Below are 21,669 nucleotides of genomic sequence, written 5' to 3' on the forward strand. Positions count from 1 at the left end.
AGCGGCGGCGACGTGCGCCCCACGGTCCCCCACCCCCAGGAGGACGCCGCATGGCATCCAGCACCAAGCGCCCCCGCCCCCGAGCCTCCGGGGCGACCGACCAGGACCAGTCGCGCACCGCGCCCGAGGCCGTGGAGCCGGACGCCGTGGCGTCGGAAGCCGCCGAGCGGGAAGCGGTCGAGCCGGAAGCGGTCCCGCACGTCCGGGTCGCCGTCATCGGCTCCGGCTTCGGCGGCCTCGGCGCCGGCGTCCGGCTGCGCCGGGCCGGCATCACCGACTTCGTCGTCCTGGAGCGCGCCGACTCGGTCGGCGGCACCTGGCGCGACAACAGCTACCCCGGCTGCGCCTGCGACGTCCCCTCGCACCTCTACTCCTTCTCCTTCGCCCCCAACCCGGACTGGCCGCGCAGCTTCTCCGGCCAGCCGGACATCCGCGCCTACCTGGAGAAGGTCGCCGACGTCTTCGGCCTCCGCCCCCACCTGCGCTTCAACACCGAGGTCACCGAGGCCCGTTGGGACGTCGAGCGGACCCGCTGGCGGATCACCACCACGGCCGGCCGCTGGACCGCCGACGCCCTGGTGGCCGCCGCCGGACCGCTCGCGGACCCGCAGATCCCCGACCTGCCGGGCCTGGACTCCTTCCCCGGCAAGGTGTTCCACTCCTCCCGCTGGGACCACGACTTCGCACTCGCCGGCAAGCGCGTGGCGATGGTCGGCACCGGCGCCTCCGCCGCCCAGATCGTCCCGGCGATCCAGCCGCAGGTGGGGAAGCTGACGGTCTTCCAGCGCACCCCGGCCTGGGTCCTGCCGCGCCGGGACCGGGCGATCACCGAGCTGGAGAAGCGGCTGCACAGCCGCTTCCCGATCACCGCGAAGGCCCGCCGGGGCACGCTGTTCGCCCTGCGCGAGCTCCAGGTGGACGCGTTCGTCCGACGGCCCGGCCTGCTCAAGCTGGTCCAGCGCCTCGCCGAACGCCACCTCGCCGACGGCGTCGCCGACCCGGCCCTGCGCGCCAAACTCACCCCGGACTACCGGATCGGCTGCAAGCGGATCCTGCTCAGCAACACCTACTACCCGGCGCTCGCCGCCGCCAACACCGAGGTGGTCCCCGCCGGACTGCGCGAGGTGCGTGGCTCGACCCTGGTCGCCGCCGACGGCAGCGAGCACGAGGTGGACGCCATCGTCTTCGGCACCGGCTTCCACGTCACCGACATGCCGATGGGCTCCCGGGTGTTCGGGGCCGACGGCACGAGCTTCGCCGAGAAGTGGAAGGAGGGCATGGAGGCGCTGCGCGGGTCCACCGTGCACGGCTTCCCGAACTTCTTCTTCGTCATCGGCCCCAACACCGGGCTCGGCAACAGCTCGATGATCCTGATGATCGAGTCCCAGCTCAACTACCTGATCGACGCGCTGACCAGGCTCGACGAGATCGGCGCGACCGCGATGCAGCCCACCGCCCGGGCGCAGCGGCGCTGGAACCTCGAACTCCAGCACCGGATGGACCGCACGGTCTGGAGCACCGGCGGCTGCCGCAGCTGGTACCTGGACAAGAGCGGCAAGAACACGGTGCTCTGGCCGGGTTCGACCACCTCGTTCCGCCGGGCCACCCGCAAGGTGGACCTCACCGAGTACGAGCTGATCCTCCGCCGCGACGACCGGGCCGCGCCGCCCGTACCGTTCGAGCCGTCGGAGCCGTCGGAGCCGTCGGAGCCGTCCGCACTGTCCGAGCCGTCCGTACTGTCCGAGTCGTCCGCGCCGGCCGGGCCGCCCGCGGCCGCCACCGGGACCGAGGAGGTCATGGCATGAGCCGCCGTCCGATCCCCGCCGACTGCCTCCAGCCGGTTCCCGCCGAGGAGTTGGCCGTCCGCTCGGCCGACGGCACCCGGCTGCACGTCGAGGTCCACGGACAGCCCGGGGCGCCCACCGTCGTCCTCGCGCACGGCTGGACCTGCACGACCCACTTCTGGGCGCCGGTGGTCCACCGGCTCGCCGACCGGTACCGGGTGGTGGTCTACGACCAGCGGGGCCACGGCCGGAGCGAGATCCCGTCGAGCCGGGCCCGCTACTCCACCCGCGCGCTGGCCGAGGACCTCGCCGCGGTGCTCACCCGGGTGGTGCCGGAGGGCGAGCGGGCGGTCCTGGCCGGGCACAGCATGGGCGGCATGACCATCATGGCGGGTGCCGCCCGCCCCGAGGTCGCCGGGCGGACGGCCGCCGCCGTCCTGATCTCCACCGGGCCGTCCGACCTCCTCACCGAGGTGCGGATCGTCCCGGACGCGGTGCGACCGCCGGGGCTGCGCCGCTTCCTGCACCGGCAGGTGCTGCGGTCCCGGCTGCCGCTCGGGCCGGTCGGTCCGGTCAGCCGGGCCGGGCTCAAGTACGCGATCATGGGCGCGGACGCGCCCGCCGAGCGCACCGAGGTGGCCGTCCGGATGGCGCACGCCTGCCCGACCGGGGTCCGCGCCAACTGGGCGCGGGTGCTGGACCGGCTGGACGTCCGCCCCGGGCTGGCCCGCCTCACCGTGCCGACGGCCGTCGTGGTCGGCGCCGAGGACCGGCTCACCCCGCCGGTGCACGCGCACCGCATGGTCGCCGCGCTCGCCGATCCGCAGGGGCTGCTCCTGCTGCCCGGGGTCGGCCACATGGCTCCGCTGGAGCGGCCGGCCGAGGTCGCCGCCGAGATCGACCGGATGGCGACCGCCCACCTCCCGGCCCGCCGCGCCGAGGACCCCGGTACCGACCTGCACGCCGCCACCGCCGACCCCGAGAGGACCGCCGCCGCATGACCGCCACCCCACCGCTCTCCGCCCAGGTCGTCGTCGTCACCGGAGCCGCGCGCGGCGTCGGCGCCGCGCTGTCCCGCAACCTCGCCCGCCGCGGCGCCAAGGTCGCGCTGGTCGGCCTGGAGCCGGAGGAGCTGAAGGCCGTCGCCGCGTCCTGCGGCCCGGACGCCACCGCCTGGGAGGCCGACGTCACCGACGTCGAGGCGCTCACCGGCCTCGCCGGGCGGATCGAGGCGCACTACGGCCGGATCGACACCGTCGTCGCCAACGCCGGCATCGCCCTCGGCGGCCCGCTGCTGGACAGCGACCACCGGGCGTTCAGCCGGGTGATCGAGGTCAACCTGCTCGGCAGCGTGGCCACCGCCCGGGCCTTCCTGCCCCTCCTCGCCGAGAGCCGCGGCTACCTCCTGCAGATCGCCTCGCTGGCCGCGCTGACCCCGGCGCCGCTGATGAGCGCGTACTGCGCGAGCAAGTCGGGCGTCGAGGCGTTCGCCCACGCGATCCGGGCCGAGGTGGCCCACCAGGGTGTCAAGGTCGGTGTCGGATACCTGAGTTGGACCGACACCGACATGGTGCGCGGGGCCGACGAGGACACCGTGCTCAAGCAGATGCGCTCCCGGCTGCCGTGGCCGGCCAACAAGACCTATCCGCTGGAACCGGCGGTGGACCGCCTGGCCGCCGGGATCGCCCGGCGCTCCGCCCATGTCTACGCCCAGGCGTGGCTGCGCGGGATGCAGCCGGTCCGCTGGGCCCTGCCGTCGCTGATCGCCGCGGTCGGTTCGCGCGACGTGGCCAGGCTGGCGCCCCAGCTCGCCGCCACCGCCGCCTCCCGCCTGCGGCCGGTCGGCGCGGGCGGCGCGGCCGACACCGCCGCCCGGTCCGACCATGCCGACCGGGCCGACCAGGCCGGGCGTTCGGGCCGGTCCGAGCGGGACTGACGGCCGGGACTGACGGCCGGGCGCCCGCGCCGGACGTGGGCGGCCCGACGACGGCCGGTGGATCTCCCGGATCCACCGGCCGTCCGCCGTCCGCCGTCCGCCGTCCGCCGTCCGCCGTCCGCCGTCCGCCGTCCGCCGTCCGCCGTCCGCCGTCCGCCGTCGACCGGCGACCGTCAGTCGCTTCCCGCGGTCCCCCCGTCCGGCCGGGCGAGTCGCTTGAAGGTGTCGTAGGCGGTCTGGGTGAAGGAGGACCGCACCGTGGGGCCGGTGTTGGTGAGCGCGGCGACGGCGGTGGCGGTCTGCGGGCAGAAGCCCACGAACGCCGTGAAGCCGCGCGTCCCGCCGGAGTGGAAGAACAGGTCGCGATCGTCCGGGGCGCGCCGGTGGTTCCAGACCAGGCAGATCTCGGTGCCGGAGCGCGGCAGCCGCAACCGGGGCCGCCGCACCTCCCGCAGCGCGGTGCCGAGCGGGCCGCCGTCCGGCGGTTCCAGATGGGCGCGCAGGAAGCGCAGCAGGTCCGCGCCCCCGGCCCGGACGGCGCCCGCGCCCGGGAGGGCGGGGATGCGCCACGGCGGGAGCGGCCGCCCCAGGTGGTGGCCGGTCGCGAGCTGCGGCGCGTCGGGGGAACAGCTGAGGGTCGTCAGTCCGAGCGGGCGGCCGATCCGCTCGTCGAGCAGCCCGGCGTAGTCGGGGCCGCCGCCCGCCTCGGCGAGCAGCCAGCCGAGCAGACCCACCCCGTAGTTGGAGTACCAGTACACCTCACCGGGCGGGCGGCGCACGGTGGTTCGGGCCAGCGCCGCCCAGAACCGCTGCTCGTCGAAGGAGGCGTAGGGGTTGCGGTTCCAGGCGGGGACGGCGCTCGCCAGCAGGCCCGGCGGCAGCCCCGGCAGGCCGGAGGTGTGGGTGGCCAGGTGGATCAGCCGGATCGGTCCGCCGCGCCGGACGTCCGGAGGCCGGCGGCCGGCCGGGAGGTGGCGCTGCACCGGGTCGTCCGGGGCGACCTCGCCGCGCGCCGCCAGCTCGGCCAGCAGCAGGGCGGTGAAGTTCTTGGTGACGGAGCCGAGTTCGTAGCCGGTGTCGGGGGTGCAGGGCCCGCCGTCCCGGGCGGTCCGCCCGTGGCAGTGCACGGCGGAGCGCCCGCCGCGCGCCACCGCCAGGGTCACGGCGGTGGCGTGCGGCCCGGCGGCGAGCACGAGTCCGGCGAGCTGCTCCGCCCCTGGCGTACCCGGTCCGGTGCCCCCGGCTTCCGCGACGCCCTCCGCTCCCGTCCCCGCTCCCGTTCCCGTTCCCGTCCCCGTCGTCCCCGCCACCGTCGTGCTCATCGCGTCCTCACGCCGGGACCGCCGCGCCGCCGAGCGCGCGGGAGAGCGTGACGGTGCCCGCGACCACGGCGACCACGGCCGTGTGCTCGTGGTCCCGGAACGCCTGCTCGGGGTCGTCCGAGACCGGTTCCGCGCTCTCCCGGGGGATCAGCCCGTCCTCGCGCTGGATGGCGGCGAGCGCCTCCCAGCCCTGGGCGCCGGTGACCGGCTCCCCGATGCAGGAGTCCACCACCAGCAGCTCGCCGACGAGGTCCCACTGGCCGACCTCCAGCCAGGTGTCGACCCAGACCGGCAGCCAGTTGCGGACGTAGTCGCGCATCGGCTCGGGCATGCTCTCCGGCTGCGCGCCCCAGTCGGTGAGATGGAAGACGGCGTGGGTGATGTGGTAGCCGGTCAGCCAGTCGATCGCCCAGGGCTCGGGGGTGGCGCCGAGCCAGGTCCTGGCGGTGAGGGCGGGCCAGTCGTCGGGCTGGTTGCGCAGCCCGATCACCCGGCGGGCGTTGGCGAGGGCCAGCCGCCGGTTGGGCATCATCTCGATGGCCTGGATCCCGCGCACCTTGGTGAGCGATTCCAGCAGCTCCTCCAGCGCGGCGTGCCGGTAGCCGGACCGGGCGAAGTGGACGTAGGTCTCCAGCGGGTCGGTCATCACCGGGTAGCGCAGCAGCCGCTCGTAGAGGAGGTTGCCCTCGCGCAGCTGGGACCAGCCGAAGTCCAGGAGCTCACGGGCGATCCGGGCGTCCTCCGGTCCGGTGACGCCGTCGCGCAGGACGAGCGAGGCGGCGAGCGCGGACTCGGCGAGCGGCTTGTAGGCGTTGTTGGGGTCTGCCAGGTCGATGGTGACGTCGTCGGGCAGCCGGCCGAAGCCGCGTTCGTGGCAGGTGTGCAGCCAGGACATCGCCCGGGAGCCCAACTGCTGTGCGGTGGCGAGGATCCGGTGGTCGGTCATGACGTCCCTCCGGTCAGCAGGTGCTCCGCGACCGCGAGTTCGAGCGCGGTGCGGGCGCTGCCGTCGCCGACGGAGCGGATCCGCTCCAGCATGGGTTCGACCTCCAGCGGCAGTTCGCGGCCGTCGGCGGCGAGCCAGGCGAGCCAGCGGGTCAGGCGCGCGGCGACGCGATGGTCGCAGCGCAGGAGGGAGCGGACGGCGCCGCGGGCCAGGGCGAGGCGGTGCTCGCGGGCGGCGTCGTGGACGGGCCCGTCGAGGCCGGGCAGGGCGAGCGCGGAGAGCTGGGCCATCCGCACCGACCAGGGCTGCCAGGCGTACGGCTCCGGGTGCGGGGCGTGGCCGGGTCGCGGTGCGCCCGGACCGGTGTCCTCGCCCGTCGCCCCGGGGAGCGGGGCGTCGGCGGCGGGCCCGAGTGCGCGGGCCAGCAGGACGGCGGTGCCCCAGTCCCGCCACGCGGTGACCAGGGCGGCGCCGGCGGCCCGTTCCTCGTCGGCGGAGGCCGGGGGAGTGCTGGCGGGGGCCGGGAAGGCGGACGGGGGGAAGGCCCGGTGGGCCTCCGCGAGCAGCAGGACGGCCTGCTCGTCGGGCCCGGTCGCACCCAGCGCCTGCGGTGCGAGGACGTCCGGCCCGAGCACCCGGGCGGCGGCGAGGACCGGACGCGGCACGGGGCCGGTACCGGGGAAGGCGGGCGCGGGCGCGACCGCACCCCCGGCGCCCCGGAGGGCGTCGAGGGTGTGGCCCGCCAGCCGCTCCACCGCTGCGGCGTATTCGTCGCGGAGTGCGAGATCGGCGGTCGGCATGGTTGCGTGCTTCTCCTTGGAGGGGGGCTTCGCGGTGTTACGGGGTCGCGGCGCGTTCGCGTGGCGGCCCCGCCGGGGTCCGGGCCGTTGGCCTGCCGCCCCGGCCGCCGGGCCGGTGGCCGCGGCGGGACCGGAGGGCTGTGGCGCGGTGGGACTCCGCGCGTCGCCCGGCAGCGTCCGTTCCGATTACCGCGTCTTCTCCTTCGGCGGCTTCGGGGACAGCAGCAGCGCGCCTGCCAGCAGCAGCAGCGCGGCGGCTTCCGGACGGTACGTGGGCGCGTCGCTGACGGTCGCCTCGTCCTCCGTGATCAACATGCCGAGTGCGTCGAGCTCGCCCTGGGTGGCGAGAGTCGTGGTTCGGGTGGTCTGAGCAAGCATCGGGTGCCTCCTCATCGAAGTACATCGCCAGGCCCGGCGACGCCCCCCCTCGAACGACGATACGAGCACGAACGGTCAGGCGCCACCGCGGTACTGTCCGTGACGGTCGTCACGAAGAGGTACCGCGCTGCCGCACAGCGCTGTCGCCGGTACTCGGGAGTAGGTACGGTCGCTGCATGACCACTGCCTTGATCACCGGCGCGACCGCCGGCATCGGAGCCGCCTTCGCCCGCCGCCTCGCGCGGAGCGGCTACGGACTCGTCCTGGTGGCCCGGGACACCGCGCGGCTGGAGGGCTCCGCCGCGGACCTGCGGGGGAGGTTCGGCGTGGAGGTGGAGGTGCTCACCGCCGATCTCTCCACCGACCAGGGCATCGCCGACGTCGAGGCCCGGCTGTCCGACGATGCCCGCCCGGTGGACCTGCTGGTGAACAACGCCGGCTTCGGCAACCGCGGCGCCTTCGCCACCGTGCCGCTGCAGGACGAGCTGGACATGCTGAAGGTGCACATCGAGGCGGTGCTGCGGCTGACCACGGCCGCCCTGCCGGGGATGCGCGAGCGCGGGCGCGGCGCGGTCGTCAACGTCGCCTCGGTGGCGGCCTTCCTGCCGCGCGGCACCTACGGCGCGAGCAAGGCCTGGGTGGTCAGCTTCACCCAGGGCGTGATGCGGGACCTCGGCGGTACCGGGGTGCGGCTGATGGCGCTCTGCCCGGGCTTCACGCACACCGAGTTCCACGAGCGGGCCGGTATGGGCACCGGGAACATCCCGTCCTGGGGCTGGCTGTCGGCCGAGCGCGTGGTCGAGGAGGCCATGCGCGACCTGGCCCGGGGGCGTTCGGTGTCGGTGCCGAGCAAGCGCTACAAGGCGGCGGTGGCGATCGCGCGGGTGCTGCCGTCCGGCAGGCTCGGTGGCGTCTCCTCCAAGGCGGCCCGGACGTACCGGACCGACTGAGGCGGCCGGCGCCGCCCCCGGGGGCGGGTGCGGCGGTCGGGGGTTCCGAGCGGCACAGCGGAGGCCATCTCACTATTAGCTTTGCTAACTATGAGCCTCTCTCGTTATGCTGGCGATCGCCCGACCGCCCACCCGCCGCCGGCGTGCGCCCCCGGGCGCCGCGCCCCCGCGGCCTTCCGAGGGAGGCTGCCCCACCGTGCGCCCCGAAGGCATCCAGTGGACCCCGCCCGCCCGCGCCGAGAACGACCCGCGCCCGCCCACCCAGTGGCGGCGCATACTCGCGCTGTTCCGCCCCTACCGGGGCCGCCTCGCCGTCGTCGGCCTCCTGGTGGCCGCTTCCGCCGTGGTCTCGGTGACCACGCCGTTCCTGCTCCGCGCCGTGCTGGACACCGCGATCCCGCAGGGCCGCACCGGCCTGCTGACCGTCCTGGTGCTCGGCATGGTCGCCACCGCCGTGGTCAACAGCGTCTTCGGCGTGCTCCAGACGCTGATCTCCACCACCGTCGGCCAGCGGGTCATGCACGACCTGCGCACCGCCGTCTACGGCCACCTCCAGCGGATGTCGCTGGCCTTCTTCACCCGCACCCGCACCGGTGAGGTGCAGTCCCGGATCGCCAACGACATCGGCGGCATGCAGTCCACGGTGACCTCCACCGCCACCTCGCTGGTCTCCAACTTCACCGCCGTGGTCGCCTCGGTGGTCGCCATGGTGGCGCTGGACTGGCGGCTCACCGTCGTCTCGCTGGTGCTCCTGCCGGTGTTCGTCTGGATCAGCCGCCGGGTCGGCAACGAGCGCAAGAAGATCACCGGGGAGCGGCAGAAGCAGCTCGCCGCGATGAGCTCGGCGGTCCAGGAGTCGCTGTCGGTCAGCGGCATCCTGCTCGGCCGCACCATGGGCCGCACCGACTCGCTCGCCCGCGAGTTCACCGGCCAGTCCGACCGGCTGGCCGACCTGGAGGTCCGCGCCTCGATGGCCGGCCGCTGGCGGATGAACACCATCCAGATCGTGATGGCCGCGATGCCCGCGGTGATCTACTGGGCGGCCGGCATGACCGCCGCCGGCGGCGCGCCGATCGTCTCGGTCGGCACCCTGGTCGCCTTCGTCTCGCTCCAGCAGGGCCTGTTCCGCCCGACCATCAGCCTGCTGGCCACCGGTGTCGCCGTGCAGACCTCGCTCGCGCTGTTCCAGCGGATCTTCGAGTACCTCGACCTGACCGTGGAGATCGACGAGCCCGAGCACCCCGTCACCCTCGGCGAGATCCGCGGCGAGGTCCGCTTCGAGGGCGTCGACTTCCGCTACGACCCGGAGCAGGAGCGGCCCACCCTCGGCGGGGTCGGGCTGCGGATCCCGGCGGGCGGCTCGCTCGCGGTGGTCGGCGAGACCGGCTCCGGCAAGACCACGCTCAGTTACCTGGTGCCCCGGCTCTACGACGTCACCGGCGGCCGGGTCACCATCGACGGCGTCGACGTCCGCGAGCTGTCCTTCGAGACCCTGTCCCGCGCGGTGGGTGTGGTCTCCCAGGAGACCTACCTCTTCCACGCCTCGGTCGGCGACAACCTGCGCTTCGCCAAGCCGGACGCCACCGACGAGGAACTCGTCGCCGCGGCCCGGGCCGCGCGGATCCACGACACCGTCGCCGCGCTGCCGGACGGCTACGACACCCTGGTCGGCGAGCGCGGCTACCGCTTCTCGGGAGGGGAGAAGCAGCGCCTCGCGCTGGCCCGCACCATCCTGCGCAACCCGCCCGTGCTGATCCTCGACGAGGCCACCAGCGCGCTGGACAACAGCACCGAACGCGCCGTCCAGGAGGCCATCGACACCCTCGCGGAGGGCCGCACCACGATCACCATCGCGCACCGGCTCTCCACCGTGCGCGGGGCCGACCAGATCGCCGTCCTGGAGCGCGGCGAGGTCGCCGAGCTCGGCACCCACGAAGAGCTGCTGGCGGCGGACGGCCGGTACGCGGCGCTGCTCCGCCGGGAGGCCCCGGTCGCGGCCGTCGCTCCCTGAGCGGGGGCGGGGGCCGGTCGGGGGCGGAGGGCAGGAGGGGCGGGGCCGCCGGGCTCAGGCGGCCTTGGGGACCTCGTTGTACGACCCCACGAGCTCCTGGCCGGAGAGCTGCTGGATCGCCGCCATCACCTCGTCCGTGACCTGGCGGCGGGCCTTGAGGGAACGCGCCTGGCCGTGCAGCTCGTCGAAGTGCAGCGGCTCCCCGAAACGGACCGTCACCTTCTTGAGGCGCGGCAGCCGCTTGCCGACCGGCAGGATCCCTTCCGGACCCTCCAGCGCCACCGGCACCACCGGGACACCGGCGGTCAGCGCCAGCCAGGCCACGCCGGTCTTGCCGCGGTAGAGCCGGCCGTCCAGCGAACGGGTGCCCTCGGGGTAGATGCCGAACGCCTTGCCGTCCTCCAGGATCTCCAGCGCCGACTCCAGCGAGGCCTGGGCGGACCGGTAGGTGCCGCGCTCGACCGGCACCGCGCCGATGCCCTGGAAGAAGCCCCGGGACAGCGCGCCCTTGAGGCCCTTGCCGGTGAAGTACTCGGCCTTGGCCAGGAAGTGCACCCGGCGCGGCGCGGTGAGCGGGATGACCACGCTGTCGATGAAGGAGAGGTGGTTGCTGGCGAGGATGACGCCGCCCTTGCGCGGCACGTTCTCCATACCCTCGATGGTGGGCCGCCAGATCCCCCGGGCGAGCGGTTTCAGCACCAGCCTGGTGACGAGATCGAGCATGGTCCCTCCCTGGACGAGCATGCCCGAGAGGTGCCCGGGCCTGGGGTACGACGAGCGGCGTTCGTTTCCCCGGCCGGGCCGGGATTCAGACCCGCAGACTACGACACCCACCCCCGAGCCCGTCCACTCCCGCCCGCAGTGGCGCTCACCACGGCCGGGTAGGGTACCGCCGTCGGAAATGCACATCAGCAGTTGATTCGGTCCCAGGAGGCCCCCATGGCAGACGTCGACGACATCCGCGCGGCGTTCGACAAGTTCGACCGGAACGGCAACGGCCGGATCACCGCCGTCGAGTACGCCCTCGTCGCGCGCGAGCTCGGCGACCTCACCACCTCGGTCGCGGTGGCCGAGGCCATCATCAAGGGGATGGACACCAACCACGACGGCGAGCTGACCTTCGACGAGTTCCTGGCCGCGCGCCAGGGCTGACGAGGCAGGGGCCGACCGGCCCGGACGGGGTCCCGGATCGTTTCCGGGGCCCCGTCCTCGCGTTGTCGCACGTTGTGCCGGTCCTGCCGGTCCTGCCGGTCGTGCCCGCCGTGGCCGCTGTGCCGGTCGTGCCGGTGCTTGTCGTGCCGCCGTGCCCTCAGCCGGTGGTCGGGAACACCCGGCGGACCACGCGCTCCGCCGCCCCGCCGTCGTCCCAGGGGCAGAACCGCTTGCGGAAGTCCGCCCGCGCCACCGGCTCCGGGTCACCGGCCAGCAGCGCCGCCGCCAGCCCCTCCGGATCCGTCGTCAGCGCGCCCGGCGGCTGCTCGAACAGGTCGAAGTAGACCCCCCGGTCGCGCTTGTACTCCTCCCAGTCCGGCGCGAAGACCACGATCGGCCGGTCCAGCACGGCGTAGTCGAACATCATCGACGAGTAGTCCGTCACCAGGACGTCGGCCGCCAGGTAGAGGTCCTCCACCGTCGGGTGCGCCGACACGTCCAGGATCTCCGCCGCGTCCTCGTCCGCCGTCAGGTCGCCCGGGCCGCCGGTGTGGAAGTAGTGGGTGCGGACCAGCAGCGTGAACTCCGGCCCCAGCCGCCGGGCCAGCTCCCGGACGTCCAGCAGCGGCACGTAACCGCCGCGCGCCTCCCGGTGGGTGGGCGCGTACAGCACGGCGGTGCGCCCCGGCGCCAGCCCGAACCGTTCGCGCATCGCCGCCGTGCCGGCCGGCGTCGCGTCGGCCAGCCGGTCGTTGCGCGGGTACCCGGTGTCCAGCATCTCGTAGCGGCCGGGGAAGGCCCGGGCGAAGTGCTCACTGGTGTGGGGGTTGGAGGAGACGAGGAAGTCCCAGCGGTCGATCGCCTCCTGGAGCCGGTCGAAGTCCATCCCGTCGGCGGCCACCGGGTGGTCCCTGAGGTCCATGCCCATCGCCTTCAGCGGCGTGCCGTGCTGGGTCTGGACGTGCACCGTGCCGGGCCGCTTCACCATGGTCCGGGGGAAGTTGACGTTGTTCACGAAGTACTTGGCGGTGGCCATCGTCCGCAGGTACGCCGGGGTGTTGACGATGACGTACGGCACACCGTCCGGCAGCGTCGCCGCCTGCGCGCGGTTCTCCACCACCCAGACCCCGTGGATCCCCGGCGCGAGCTCCTTCGCCTTCTCGTAGATCGCGGCCGGGCTGCACGCGTACCCCCGGTGCCAGTACGCGGCGTACACCGCCAGGTTCGGGTTCAACGGCATCCGGCGGAAGGTGTTGTACGCGGTGAACCGGGCGCTGCTGCGCACCCCCTTCTTCAGGGCCGGTGCCACCGCCCGCGCCCCGCGCTTGAGTTCGCGCGGCAGTCGGCCGGTGCGGCGCAGTTCCGCGTACGCGCGCCGGGAGCCCCGGGCCGCGAGCCGGTACTGCACGCCGCGCACGCCCCCGGGGAAGCGGTAGCCCGCCGGGCGGTGCCGGGTGAAGTGCTCGGCGATCCGCCGGAAGAACTCCGGCCGCAGGCCGACCGGGACCAGTCCGGGGGTGTCGTAGACGGTGAGCGCCTGCTGCACGGTCCGCTCGAAGACCAGGGTCCGCAGCGTCCCGGGGACGGGGCGGCCGGGCCGGTCGGACCGGTCCAGGAAGGCGAAGATCGCGTCGTACTGGGCGAAGGCGTCGGCGTGCTTGGCGGAGGCGGTGCTGGTGATCGCCCCGGCCCGGCCGCGCCGGTAGAAGTAGCAGGGGCGGTCGAGGTAGCGCAGCCGCTCGGCGGCGAGCAGCGCGGGATAGGTGACGGAGATGTCCTCGTAGAAGCCGCGGCCGAAGGAGACGCCGAGCCCGAGCAGGAACTCCCGGCGGAACACCTTGTTCCAGACCGACATCACCGTCTTGAACACGGCCGGGTGCTCGGCCAGCGTAGCCCCCGCGACCAGCGGGGACCCGGTCAGCACGTGCCGCCAGGGGTTGGGCTCGGTCCCGCCGTCGGGGTAGACGTGGACGAAGTCGGTCAGCAGGACGTCGGCGGGCGCCTCGCCGCGCCGCTCGCGCTCCAGCTCGCCGGTGAGCTCGTCGAGGAGGGCGGTCACCGTGCCCTCGGGCACCCAGTCGTCGCTGTCGACGAACCAGACGTACCCGCCGCGCACCTCGGGGAGGGCGGCGGTGCGGGCGCCGCCGAGGCCCTGGTTCTCGGCGAGGTGGAGGACGCGCAGGCGCGGATCGCGGGCCGCGTACTCGTCCAGGATCGCGCCGCTGCGGTCGGGGGAGCGGTCGTCGACCGCGATCACCTCGAAGCGGGACTCGGAGGACGGGGTGTCCGCCAGGAGGGAGTCGAGGCAGCGGGGCAGGAAGCGCTCCACCCCGTGGACGGGGAGCACGATGCTGAGGAGGACTGGCACGCTGGCCGAGTCTACCGAGCGCGGTGGAGGACGGCGGAGGACGGGTGCGGGCGGCCGGTGCGGCGGCGCCGCTGGTGGGCGGGGTGTATGCGGTCCCGGGGGCGCTGTCCCGGGGGTGCGCGGTCCCGGGGCGGGGCGGCTCGGGGGAGCCGATCGGGACGGTCCCGGGGCGGGCGAGGCTCGGGCGGGCGCGGCCGGGGCGAGCGCCAGGGGTGTCGCGGCCGGGGCGATCACGGTCGCGGTGGTCACGGCCGGGGCGGTCACGGCCGAGGGCTGCGGAGCCGGAGCCGCCGGTGCCGGACCCCGCACGGGGTGGCACCGGCAGCCTGGTGGCGGCCCGGCCGACCCTCTACGGCCGGCCGCCGGTCCGAGCACCTCCCGAACCTGGCCACCGCAGCGTCGAGGCGGCCTGGCAGTAGGCACGGGGGAGCCGGAATCTTCATCAGTCGAACACGGGGGGCGGTGATGCTCGCGCCCGCGTGGTCGATAGAGATATTGCTTGGAGCCGACTCCGGCGTCAATCCCCCGACTGTGTTCACTTCCTAAACGGATAGTCGTACCTCCTCCCCGGTGGACCGGGGCCCTCCCGCGGGTGATGGCGAGAAGGCGGTGCGGTGGCCGCCGGGTGGCCACGGCGGGTGAAGAAGTGGTGACCCCGTGCGCCGGGCGTACACCGTCACGGCGGGCGCCGGGTGTGCGACCCGAAGAACCGGTGACGTGGCGCCGGTCGTGCACCATCATTGATGCTCAGTCGTGATCGGTCGGGTGGGCCCTGGTGCGGTGTCAGTTGACGCAGCACGGTACGGTTGCAGAACACCAGGACGGTTGCGCGAAGGCCGTCTGTCACGGATAGTCTTCGCCTCACGGCCCTGGCGCCTCGTAGGGGTGGGAAAACTGATGGAACACATGCAAGTGCGGCCCCGGCCTCGGGTGCCCGCGATCCAGTGCGGCGTCGGCGCGACCGGCCGCCGGATCGAGCGGCACCTGGCTGTGCTCGGCGCGCCCGCGCTCCCGGCGGTGGACACCGCCGAGGCGCTCGGGTTGATAAGGGAACTGACGCCGCGCGGCGTCGGCGCCCCGACCGCGCCGCCGCGCCGCCACACGCGGGTGAAGCTGCTGGCGCCGCTGCGCCGGCTGCGACGGGGGCTCTTCGGCAGCCGCGGCTGAGCCGACCGGTGCGCACCGACCCGACGGATCCTGACGACCGTCGGGTCTTCGGCGTTCCCGCTGTCCGACCGGTGCCGGTACGGGCAGCTCCTCTGCGAGCACAACTGATCATCCGCGGTCCGTGACGGTCCGCGGATGTCATCTTTGGTCTGAACCTCTCAGCCTATGACGACCGGCCCCTCCGGCGCCGGGAGTCGGCGAGGCTTGCCGGTGCACCCCCGGCCGTGGGACAGGATGGCGCCATGGCGGACCACACCCACTCCCGAACCACGTCCCACTCCACCTCCACTCCCACCTCCTCGTCCTTCCGGACCGAGACCTTCGACATCACCACCGGAAGCCACGAGGTCGCGCTCGACATCACCGACCGCTGCGTCCGGTTCCTCGACCGGCACGCCGTCGGACGGGACGGCCTGCTCAACGTCTTCGTCCCGCACGCCACGGCCGGGATCGCCGTCCTGGAGACCGGTTCCGGCAGCGACGAGGATTTCCTCGCCACCCTGCGCGACCTCCTGCCGGCCGACGACCGCTGGCGCCACCGGCACGGCAGCCCCGGCCACGGCCGCGACCACGTCGTCCCCGCGCTGGTGGCCCCGCACGCCACCCTGCCGGTGATCGACGGGCAACTCGCCCTGGGCATCTGGCAGTCGGTGGTGCTGGTCGACACCAACGGCGACAACCCGCACCGCACGCTCCGGCTCTCCTTCCTGGGCTGAGCCCGCCGCCCGGCCCCGGCCCCGCCGCCCGGCCCCGGCCCCGCCGCCCGGCCCCGGAGGCGACCCCGGGGGCGTCGACCCCGCGGGGGCCGGGCGGCAGTGCCGCTCCGCACGTGGTCGTGGAAGGGGTGATCACGGTCGTGGACGCATGGCAGGCTGTTTCGCATGGTGATCAGTGATGTCTCGCAGGCCGGCGACGCGGTGTTGGTGGTGCGTCCGGAACTGACGGATGCCGAGCTCAACGAGTTGTTCGGCGCGTCGTGGCCGGCCCACAGCCCGACCTCCTTCGCCCCGATCCTGTCCCGCAGTCTGACCTGGATCGCGGCACGTCGGGGGGACCGGCTGGTCGGATTCGTCAACGTCGTCGGCGACGGCGGCGCGCACGCCTTCGTCCTGGACACGACCGTGCATCCGGACGAGCGCCGACAGGGGCTCGGGATGCGGCTGGTGCGGGCGGCCGCGGACGAGGCGAGGACGCACGGTGCCGAGTGGCTGCACGTCGACTACGAGCCGCACCTGGAGTCCTTCTACAGCGAGTGCGGATTCCGGCCGACCGCCGCCGGGCTCATGCGGCTCTGAGCGGACGGCGGTTCAGGCAGTGGGCGCACCCGGCGGCGGTGCGCCGTCCGGCGACGGTGCGCCGGTTCCGGGGTCGGCGGCGGCCCGCACCACGGAGGCGAGGTACCGTTCGATCGCCAGGTACTGGCAGAGCACGGCGACCGGGCGGCCGAGCCGCGCGTACCAGGCGGTGAGCCGGGCGAAGGCGACGACCTCGAACCACACCTCGCCCGCCGCGTCCATCGACACCAGGAACGCCTCCTCGCCGCACTCCGGGTGCCCCGGCAGCGTCCCGTAGGCGAAGCCGATCCGGTCCGGCTCGTCCACCGTCCAGACCACCCGGCACGGGATCACCAGCCGGGGCCAGCGGCTGCCGGGCAGGCGGAGCCGCAGGAGCACGGTCGCCCCGGGCTCGGCGGGCGCGTACGGGAACACGGCGAACCCGGTGCCCAGCTGGCAGCCCCAGCCGAGGACGAAGCGGCCGGCCCGGGCCAGGACCTCCGGACCGTGCCCGAGATGGACCCGCCGCCGCAGATGTTTGTAGCCCTCCGGCAGCCGGTCGTCCGCGGTGGCGCCCACCTCGCGGTAGTCGGGTTCGGTGGCCCGGGCGGCGCTCAGCCTCCGCTCCAGGGCGGACCCGGTCGGGGCGGAGCGGACCGGCGGGACCGGGGCCACCGGTGAGGGGACGGCGGGGACGGCGCGGGGCACCTCGTGACCGGGAGATTCGGGCATACGGCCACCGTATCGACGGCTCCCGGCCCGGCCCCGCCCGGGACCGCCTTGCGCCCCGCCCGGTCCGGGGAGTAGAGAGGCGGCATGAGCGAAACAGCCAGGCAGGACACGGTCGCCCCCGGTACCCAGGACGTCCCGGGCCTCGTGAGTACCCCGGTGGCGGCGGAGCAGGTCTGCGAGCTCTCCCCGAGCGGCGCGGAGGCGGCCCTGCTGCCCGACCCCGGTTCGACCGGCCCGCGCGCGGACTGCGTGCTGTGCGGCGAGCCGACCGAACTGCCCGCCGACCACCCGGGCAGCACCCTCTGCCCCGTCTGCGCCTGGCAGCAGGCCCAGCGGATCGCCTGCTCCGGCTGAGGCGGGCGGACCGGTCGGCCGTCGGGACCGCCCCGGTCCGACGGCGCCCGGGTCAGGCGCCCCTCGGTGTCACGAGTCCTCCCGTCCCGCCGGCGCCAGGGTGGAGCCGTGCCGGCCCTTGCGGACCATGAGCTGGGCCGGGATCCGGCTGCGCAGATCGGCGACGTGGCTGACGATGCCGACCGCGCGGTCCCGCTCGCGCAACCCGTCCAGGACGTCCATCACCTCCTCCAGGGTGTGCTCGTCGAGGCTGCCGAATCCTTCGTCGATGAACAGGGTGTCCAGCGGCATGCCCCCGGCCTCGTCGGTGACCACGTCCGCCAGACCGAGGGCCAGGGCGAGCGAGGCGAAGAAGCTCTCGCCGCCGGAGAGCGTCGCGGTGTCGCGCTCGGTGCCCGTCCAGGCGTCCACCACCCGCAGCGCCAGCCCCGAGCGCTTGTTGCCGCCGCCCCGGTCGTCGCTGTGGACGAGCGTGTACCGGCCGCCGGACATCCGGACCAGCCGGTCGCTCGCCGCGGCCGCCACCTGCTCCAGCCGTGCCGCCAGGACGTACGACTCCAGGCGCATCCGGAGCCGGTTGTCGGTCGAGGTGCCCGCCGCGAGCGCGGCCAGCCGGCTGATCCGCGCGTACCTGGTCAGCTCCGGGGCCAGCGAGCGGGCCAGCTCGGCCAGCTGCCGTCCGATGGCGGCGAGGGCCTCGCAGCGCAGCCGGGCCGCGTCCCGCGCCGCGTGCGCCGCCCGCAACCGGTCGGTGGCGGCGCCGAGCCCGCTCCGGGCGCCCGGCAGGTCGGCCGGCGGCAGGGCGGCCGCCGCGACCAGTTCGGGTTCGGCGAGCCGCCGCTCCACTGCGGCGAACTCGGCCCGGTGCCGGTCGATCCGCTGCTCCAGGGCGTCCCGCTCGGCCCGCGGCAGCAGGACGGCGACGGCGTCCTGCGCGCTCGCGAACCCGGCCGCCACCGCGGCCTCGGCCAGCTCGTCGTCCGCCTGCTTGAGCTGGTGCGCCGCCTCGGTGGCGGCCCGGGCGGCGCCGGCCAGCGCGGCCACCGCCGAGGCGAGGCGGTCGAGCGCGGCCGCCCGGGCCGCCACCGACGGCGCATCGCCGCGGGCCGCCGCCACCCGGGCGGTCAGCTTCTCCTGCTCGGTGTGCAGGGCGCGGGCCTGGGCCGCGAGCTCGGCGCTCCGCTCCCGGGCGTCGGAGAGCGCCGTGCGGCGGGCGGTCTGCTCCTCAGTGAGCCGCTCGACCGCGCGGACGACCGCACCGAGCCGCTCCGCGACCCGGACCGCCTCCCGGTGCTCCGCCCCCAGCCCGCCGAGCATCCCGGCCAGGGAGTCGGCGGCCTCCTCGCCGGCCGCGCCGGCTGCCGCCGCCCGGCGCACCCGGAGCCCGGCGAGCTCCTGCTCGGCCGCGTCGGCGGCCTGCTCGGCGGCCGTCTGGGCCCGCCGGGCCCGCTCCTCGTCCTCGGCCCGGACCGGCTCGCCGACCGGGCGCGCCGGGGCCGGGTGCTCCGCCGAGCCGCAGACCCGGCAGGGCTCGCCGGCGCTCAGGCCCGAGGCCAGCTCGGCGGCCATCCCGGCGAGCCGGCGCTCACGGAGCTCCAGGCCGTACTGGCGGGCGTCCAGCGCCTCCGCGCGCAGGGCGAGGGCGCGCGGCCCGGCCCGGCCGACCTCGCCGTCCAGCGCGTCCCGGGCCCGCGCGGCGGACAGCCGGACGGTCAGCTCAGCGCGCCGGGCGTCCAGCCGCTCGACCAGCGCGGCGGCCTCCCGGGCGGCGGACTCCTCCTCCTTCAGGGCGGTGTGCCGGGCGTCGAACTCGGCCAGCCACTCGCCCGCCTCCTCGGCGAGGTCCTCGGCGCGCCGCAGGTCCGAGGTCAGCGCCGTCCGGGCGTGGGCCAGCTCGGCGCACTGCCGCTCGTCCGCCCCGGCCGCCTCCAGCCGGCCGATCTCCTCGCGCAGCCGCCGTTCGGCCCCGGCCAGCTCCTCGGCCTCGGCGTGCGCCAGCGCCCGGCCGGTGCCGACCGGTCCGTCGCCGCGCTCACCGCCGTCCCCGGGGCCGCTGCCGTCGGGGCGGTCGCCGCCGAGGAGCTCACGGCCGGTCCGCCCGGTCGCGACCTCGGCGAGCACCGCCCGGTGCCGGTGCTCCTCCTCCCGGGCCTGCCGGTACGCGGCCGCCGCGCGCTCCCGCAGGTGCAGCACCGACTCGACGCCGACCGCCGCCTGCGCCGCCGTCAGCCGCCGCCGGTCCGCCGCGCGGGCGGGCTCGTCCTCGGCCAGCCGGGCCGCCTCCCGCACCGCCTGCCGGTGCCGCTCCTGCCGGTCGGCCCGCTGCTCGGCGGCCTCCCGGGCCCGCTGCGCCGCGAGGTGCGCCTCCTCCGCGCCGGCCAGCGCGGCCTCGGCGACGGTCAGCCGCTCGGCCGCGCCGCCGCGCAGCACCGCGGCCCAGCCCAGCACCGCCGCGGTGAGCCCGGCGTCCGCCGCCGCGCTCGGCGCCGCCTCGTCCTCGGCCGCCACCGGGCCCTCGGCGGGCTCGGCGCCCGGCCCGGCCGCCTGCTCGGCCTTGCTGGCCAAGTCCCGCAGCCGGCGGCGCCCGGTCAGGACGGCGGCCTCGTGGGCCCGGCGCTGCTCCGCGAGCCAGGCCTCGACGGACTGGAACCGCTCGGTGTCGAACAGTCGGCGCAGCAGCTTGCCGCGCTCCTCCGAGTCGGCCCGCAGGAAGCGCGCGAAGTCCCCCTGCGGCAGCAGCACCACCTGGCAGAACTGGTCCCGGCTCATCCCGATCAGCCGGTGGATCTCCTCGCCGGCCTCCTGGTGCGACTTGCTCACCGCCCGCCAGCCGGGGCCGCCCGCGCCGGTGCCCGCGCCGTCCGCCGACCACTCGCGCAGCAGGGTCTGGGCCCTCTCGACGGTCATGCCCGTGCCGACCTTCTTCGGCCGGGGCTGCTCGGGGATCCGGACGATCTCCAGCCGGCGGCCGCCGAGCGTCAGCTCCAGCCGGACCTCGGTCAGCCGGTCGGGCTCGGCGTGGTCGCTGCGCAGCCGGTTGGCGCGCCGGGTGCCGGGCACCTCGCCGTAGAGGGCGTAGCAGACCGCGTCCAGCACGCTGCTCTTGCCCGCTCCGGTGGCGCCGCGCAGCAGGAACAGGCCGCCGGCGGCCAGCGCGTCGAAGTCGACCGTCTCGGCGCCGGCGAAGGGGCCGAAGGCGGTCACGGTCAGCCGGTGGAGTCTCATCGGGGCTGCTCCGCCTTCCGGTCGGTGGTCTCCCGGACGCGCTCGAAGCCCTCGCGCAGCCAGCCCAGCTCGTCCGGGTCGGGGTCGGCGCCGGGGCGGACGTGCCGCAGGAAGCCCTCGGCGATCTCCAGGTCCGTCCGGCCGCTGACCCGGGCCGCGTAGGAGGGGGAGGCGGCGGCGGTGCTCTCCTCCGGGTCGAACAGCAGCTGGAGGGTGTGCGGGAAGCGGCGGCGCAGCCGCTCCATCGGCTCGGTGGGGCGGCTCGGGTCGGTGAGGGTGACCTGCACCCAGGCCTCCTCGTCGGCGGTGTGGCGCTCGTCGGTGAGCAGCTCGTCGAGCCGGCCGCGCAGCCGGGCCAGCCGCCGCGGGGCCGGGCAGGGCACCCGCTCGGCGGCGACCGTGCCGTCCGCCGCGAGGTCGACCAGCCACATGCTCTTGCGCTGCTCGTGCTCGGAGAAGGAGTAGGCGAGCGGGGAGCCGCTGTAGCGCAGGTGCGGGGCCAGGGTCTGGCAGCCGTGCAGATGGCCGAGCGCGGCGTAGTGCACGCCGTCGAAGACCGAGGCGGGTACGGCCGCGACCCCGCCCACCGCGATGTCGCGCTCGCTGTCGCTGGGCTCGCCGCCGGTGACGAACGCGTGGGCCAGGACGACCGCGCGGGTGCCGGCCGGGCGGGCCGCGAGGTCGGCCCTGACCTGGTCCATCGCCGCGCCGAGCACGGCGGCGTGCCCGCCGCGGGCCAGCCCGAAGCGCTCCCGGACCAGGGTGGGCTCCAGGTAGGGCAGCCCGTAGACGGCGACCGGTCCGTGCGCGTCGGCCAGCAGCACGGGCTCGGCGCACTCGCCCGGGTCCGTCCTCAGGTGGACCCCGGCCCGGCCGATGAGGCCCGCGCCGACGCCGAGGCGGCGGGCCGAGTCGTGGTTGCCGCTGATGAACACCGTCGGCACGCCGAGGTCGGCCAGCCGGTGCAGCACGTCGTCGAACAGCGCCACCGCCTCCAGGCCCGGCAGCGCGCGGTCGTACACGTCGCCGGCGACCAGCACGGCGTCGACGCGCTCGTCCCGGACCACCGCCACGAGGTGGTCCAGGAAGGCGCGCTGGGCGTCGTGCAGGCTCTCCCGGTGGAACGAGCGCCCGAGATGCCAGTCGGAGGTATGCAGGAGTCGCATGGTTCCCGACCATAACGGGCGCCACCGACAAGCCGGGCCGGAACGGGAGTCGCCGGTCGGCCCCGGGCCGTCCGCGGGGCCTCCGGGGCATCACTCCGGGTCGA

19 protein-coding genes are annotated in these 21,669 nt (G+C 75.4%); 10 read left to right on the plus strand and 9 right to left on the minus strand.

Translation table 11 applies throughout. From position 1 onward, the window contains the following. The first annotated feature begins 50 nt into the window (after positions 1-50). From ACW14Y_RS31980 to ACW14Y_RS31990, 3 genes are read left to right on the plus strand one after another with little or no spacing between them, the layout of a single operon-like run. Positions 51-1,805: a flavin-containing monooxygenase gene (locus ACW14Y_RS31980; protein WP_456984376.1), complete on the plus strand. Its 1,755-nt coding sequence runs from the start codon at positions 51-53 to the stop codon at positions 1,803-1,805. Beyond that, on the plus strand, positions 1,802-2,785 hold the full coding sequence (locus ACW14Y_RS31985; protein ID WP_380300364.1) for an alpha/beta fold hydrolase: 984 nt from the start codon (positions 1,802-1,804) through the stop codon (positions 2,783-2,785). Before ACW14Y_RS31980 ends, ACW14Y_RS31985 begins: the two co-directional genes overlap by 4 nt. After that, the gene (locus tag ACW14Y_RS31990; RefSeq protein WP_456984377.1) at positions 2,782-3,720 is read left to right on the plus strand and encodes an SDR family oxidoreductase; all 939 of its coding nucleotides are present in this window, start codon (positions 2,782-2,784) and stop codon (positions 3,718-3,720) included. The genes ACW14Y_RS31985 and ACW14Y_RS31990 overlap by 4 nt, the downstream gene beginning before the upstream one ends. A gap of 173 nt (positions 3,721-3,893) precedes the next feature. Here the strand turns inward: ACW14Y_RS31990 and ACW14Y_RS31995 are convergent, their stop codons facing one another. The 4 genes from ACW14Y_RS31995 to ACW14Y_RS32010 all read right to left on the minus strand — a co-directional run bounded on the left by ACW14Y_RS31995 (position 3,894) and on the right by ACW14Y_RS32010 (position 7,166). Continuing rightward, positions 3,894-5,042 carry a serine hydrolase domain-containing protein gene (locus ACW14Y_RS31995; RefSeq protein ID WP_456984379.1) on the minus strand — a complete coding sequence of 383 codons (1,149 nt, stop codon included), beginning with the start codon at positions 5,040-5,042 and terminating at the stop codon, positions 3,894-3,896. Between the two features lie 7 nt (positions 5,043-5,049). Continuing rightward, on the minus strand, positions 5,050-5,988 hold the full coding sequence (locus ACW14Y_RS32000; protein WP_045938018.1) for a DUF6895 family protein: 939 nt from the start codon (positions 5,986-5,988) through the stop codon (positions 5,050-5,052). Then, positions 5,985-6,788 (minus strand): hypothetical protein, encoded by an 804-nt coding sequence (locus ACW14Y_RS32005; protein WP_380300367.1) that lies wholly within the window; start codon positions 6,786-6,788, stop codon positions 5,985-5,987. Before ACW14Y_RS32005 ends, ACW14Y_RS32000 begins: the two co-directional genes overlap by 4 nt. Positions 6,789-6,974: 186 nt before the next feature. Further along, positions 6,975-7,166 (minus strand): hypothetical protein, encoded by a 192-nt coding sequence (locus ACW14Y_RS32010; RefSeq protein ID WP_340632386.1) that lies wholly within the window; start codon positions 7,164-7,166, stop codon positions 6,975-6,977. Positions 7,167-7,342: 176 nt separating this feature from the next. Between ACW14Y_RS32010 and ACW14Y_RS32015 the strand changes: the two genes are divergently transcribed. Next, a complete protein-coding gene (locus tag ACW14Y_RS32015; protein ID WP_380300368.1) occupies positions 7,343-8,116 on the plus strand; it encodes an SDR family NAD(P)-dependent oxidoreductase in 774 nt (257 codons plus the stop codon). 196 nt (positions 8,117-8,312) lie between these two features. Then, the gene (locus ACW14Y_RS32020; RefSeq protein WP_380388884.1) at positions 8,313-10,127 is read left to right on the plus strand and encodes an ABC transporter ATP-binding protein; all 1,815 of its coding nucleotides are present in this window, start codon (positions 8,313-8,315) and stop codon (positions 10,125-10,127) included. Positions 10,128-10,181: 54 nt separating this feature from the next. Here the strand turns inward: ACW14Y_RS32020 and ACW14Y_RS32025 are convergent, their stop codons facing one another. Next, complete coding sequence (locus tag ACW14Y_RS32025) at positions 10,182-10,850, minus strand: lysophospholipid acyltransferase family protein (protein ID WP_380300369.1); 669 nt, start codon at positions 10,848-10,850, stop codon at positions 10,182-10,184. Positions 10,851-11,066: 216 nt separating this feature from the next. Here ACW14Y_RS32025 and ACW14Y_RS32030 point away from each other — a divergent pair, with 216 nt between their 5' ends. Continuing rightward, positions 11,067-11,279: an EF-hand domain-containing protein gene (locus ACW14Y_RS32030; RefSeq protein ID WP_266273537.1), complete on the plus strand. Its 213-nt coding sequence runs from the start codon at positions 11,067-11,069 to the stop codon at positions 11,277-11,279. Between the two features lie 157 nt (positions 11,280-11,436). On the opposite strand, the gene ACW14Y_RS32035 is transcribed toward ACW14Y_RS32030, so the two are convergent. Then, on the minus strand, positions 11,437-13,647 hold the full coding sequence (locus ACW14Y_RS32035) for a bifunctional glycosyltransferase/CDP-glycerol:glycerophosphate glycerophosphotransferase (RefSeq protein ID WP_380437023.1): 2,211 nt from the start codon (positions 13,645-13,647) through the stop codon (positions 11,437-11,439). A gap of 897 nt (positions 13,648-14,544) precedes the next feature. Here ACW14Y_RS32035 and ACW14Y_RS32040 point away from each other — a divergent pair. The 3 genes from ACW14Y_RS32040 to ACW14Y_RS32050 all read left to right on the plus strand — a co-directional run bounded on the left by ACW14Y_RS32040 (position 14,545) and on the right by ACW14Y_RS32050 (position 16,109). Beyond that, positions 14,545-14,814 (plus strand): hypothetical protein, encoded by a 270-nt coding sequence (locus ACW14Y_RS32040; RefSeq protein WP_266273535.1) that lies wholly within the window; start codon positions 14,545-14,547, stop codon positions 14,812-14,814. Positions 14,815-15,056: 242 nt separating this feature from the next. Continuing rightward, positions 15,057-15,530, plus strand: a complete 474-nt coding sequence (locus tag ACW14Y_RS32045) for a YjbQ family protein (RefSeq protein ID WP_380300372.1) — start codon at positions 15,057-15,059, stop codon at positions 15,528-15,530. Positions 15,531-15,695: 165 nt separating this feature from the next. Continuing rightward, positions 15,696-16,109: a GNAT family N-acetyltransferase gene (locus ACW14Y_RS32050; RefSeq protein ID WP_456984381.1), complete on the plus strand. Its 414-nt coding sequence runs from the start codon at positions 15,696-15,698 to the stop codon at positions 16,107-16,109. 12 nt (positions 16,110-16,121) lie between these two features. Here ACW14Y_RS32050 and ACW14Y_RS32055 read toward each other — a convergent pair whose 3' ends face one another. Next, positions 16,122-16,820 carry a DUF1990 family protein gene (locus ACW14Y_RS32055; protein ID WP_456984383.1) on the minus strand — a complete coding sequence of 233 codons (699 nt, stop codon included), beginning with the start codon at positions 16,818-16,820 and terminating at the stop codon, positions 16,122-16,124. An 84-nt stretch (positions 16,821-16,904) separates the two neighbouring features. Here ACW14Y_RS32055 and ACW14Y_RS32060 point away from each other — a divergent pair, with 84 nt between their 5' ends. After that, a complete protein-coding gene (locus ACW14Y_RS32060) occupies positions 16,905-17,174 on the plus strand; it encodes a hypothetical protein (RefSeq protein WP_456988429.1) in 270 nt (89 codons plus the stop codon). Positions 17,175-17,243: 69 nt separating this feature from the next. Here the strand turns inward: ACW14Y_RS32060 and ACW14Y_RS32065 are convergent, their stop codons facing one another. After that, positions 17,244-20,399 carry an AAA family ATPase gene (locus ACW14Y_RS32065; RefSeq protein ID WP_456984384.1) on the minus strand — a complete coding sequence of 1,052 codons (3,156 nt, stop codon included), beginning with the start codon at positions 20,397-20,399 and terminating at the stop codon, positions 17,244-17,246. Continuing rightward, positions 20,396-21,565 carry an exonuclease SbcCD subunit D gene (locus ACW14Y_RS32070; protein WP_380312136.1) on the minus strand — a complete coding sequence of 390 codons (1,170 nt, stop codon included), beginning with the start codon at positions 21,563-21,565 and terminating at the stop codon, positions 20,396-20,398. Before ACW14Y_RS32070 ends, ACW14Y_RS32065 begins: the two co-directional genes overlap by 4 nt. Positions 21,566-21,669: the final 104 nt, after the last annotated feature.

The organism is Kitasatospora sp. cg17-2, from assembly GCF_054031055.1.

Coding starts and splice junctions, on each gene's coding strand:
- ACW14Y_RS32040 (WP_266273535.1), top strand. CDS start 14,545: ATGGAACACATGCAAGTGCGGCCCCGGCCTCGGGTGCCCGCGATCCAG.
- ACW14Y_RS32030 (WP_266273537.1), top strand. CDS start 11,067: ATGGCAGACGTCGACGACATCCGCGCGGCGTTCGACAAGTTCGACCGG.
- ACW14Y_RS31980 (WP_456984376.1), top strand. CDS start 51: ATGGCATCCAGCACCAAGCGCCCCCGCCCCCGAGCCTCCGGGGCGACC.
- ACW14Y_RS32015 (WP_380300368.1), top strand. CDS start 7,343: ATGACCACTGCCTTGATCACCGGCGCGACCGCCGGCATCGGAGCCGCC.
- ACW14Y_RS32055 (WP_456984383.1), bottom strand. CDS start 16,820: ATGCCCGAATCTCCCGGTCACGAGGTGCCCCGCGCCGTCCCCGCCGTC.
- ACW14Y_RS31985 (WP_380300364.1), top strand. CDS start 1,802: ATGAGCCGCCGTCCGATCCCCGCCGACTGCCTCCAGCCGGTTCCCGCC.
- ACW14Y_RS32065 (WP_456984384.1), bottom strand. CDS start 20,399: ATGAGACTCCACCGGCTGACCGTGACCGCCTTCGGCCCCTTCGCCGGC.
- ACW14Y_RS32000 (WP_045938018.1), bottom strand. CDS start 5,988: ATGACCGACCACCGGATCCTCGCCACCGCACAGCAGTTGGGCTCCCGG.
- ACW14Y_RS31990 (WP_456984377.1), top strand. CDS start 2,782: ATGACCGCCACCCCACCGCTCTCCGCCCAGGTCGTCGTCGTCACCGGA.
- ACW14Y_RS31995 (WP_456984379.1), bottom strand. CDS start 5,042: ATGAGCACGACGGTGGCGGGGACGACGGGGACGGGAACGGGAACGGGA.
- ACW14Y_RS32060 (WP_456988429.1), top strand. CDS start 16,905: ATGAGCGAAACAGCCAGGCAGGACACGGTCGCCCCCGGTACCCAGGAC.
- ACW14Y_RS32010 (WP_340632386.1), bottom strand. CDS start 7,166: ATGCTTGCTCAGACCACCCGAACCACGACTCTCGCCACCCAGGGCGAG.
- ACW14Y_RS32050 (WP_456984381.1), top strand. CDS start 15,696: ATGGTGATCAGTGATGTCTCGCAGGCCGGCGACGCGGTGTTGGTGGTG.
- ACW14Y_RS32070 (WP_380312136.1), bottom strand. CDS start 21,565: ATGCGACTCCTGCATACCTCCGACTGGCATCTCGGGCGCTCGTTCCAC.
- ACW14Y_RS32025 (WP_380300369.1), bottom strand. CDS start 10,850: ATGCTCGATCTCGTCACCAGGCTGGTGCTGAAACCGCTCGCCCGGGGG.
- ACW14Y_RS32005 (WP_380300367.1), bottom strand. CDS start 6,788: ATGCCGACCGCCGATCTCGCACTCCGCGACGAATACGCCGCAGCGGTG.
- ACW14Y_RS32045 (WP_380300372.1), top strand. CDS start 15,057: ATGGCGGACCACACCCACTCCCGAACCACGTCCCACTCCACCTCCACT.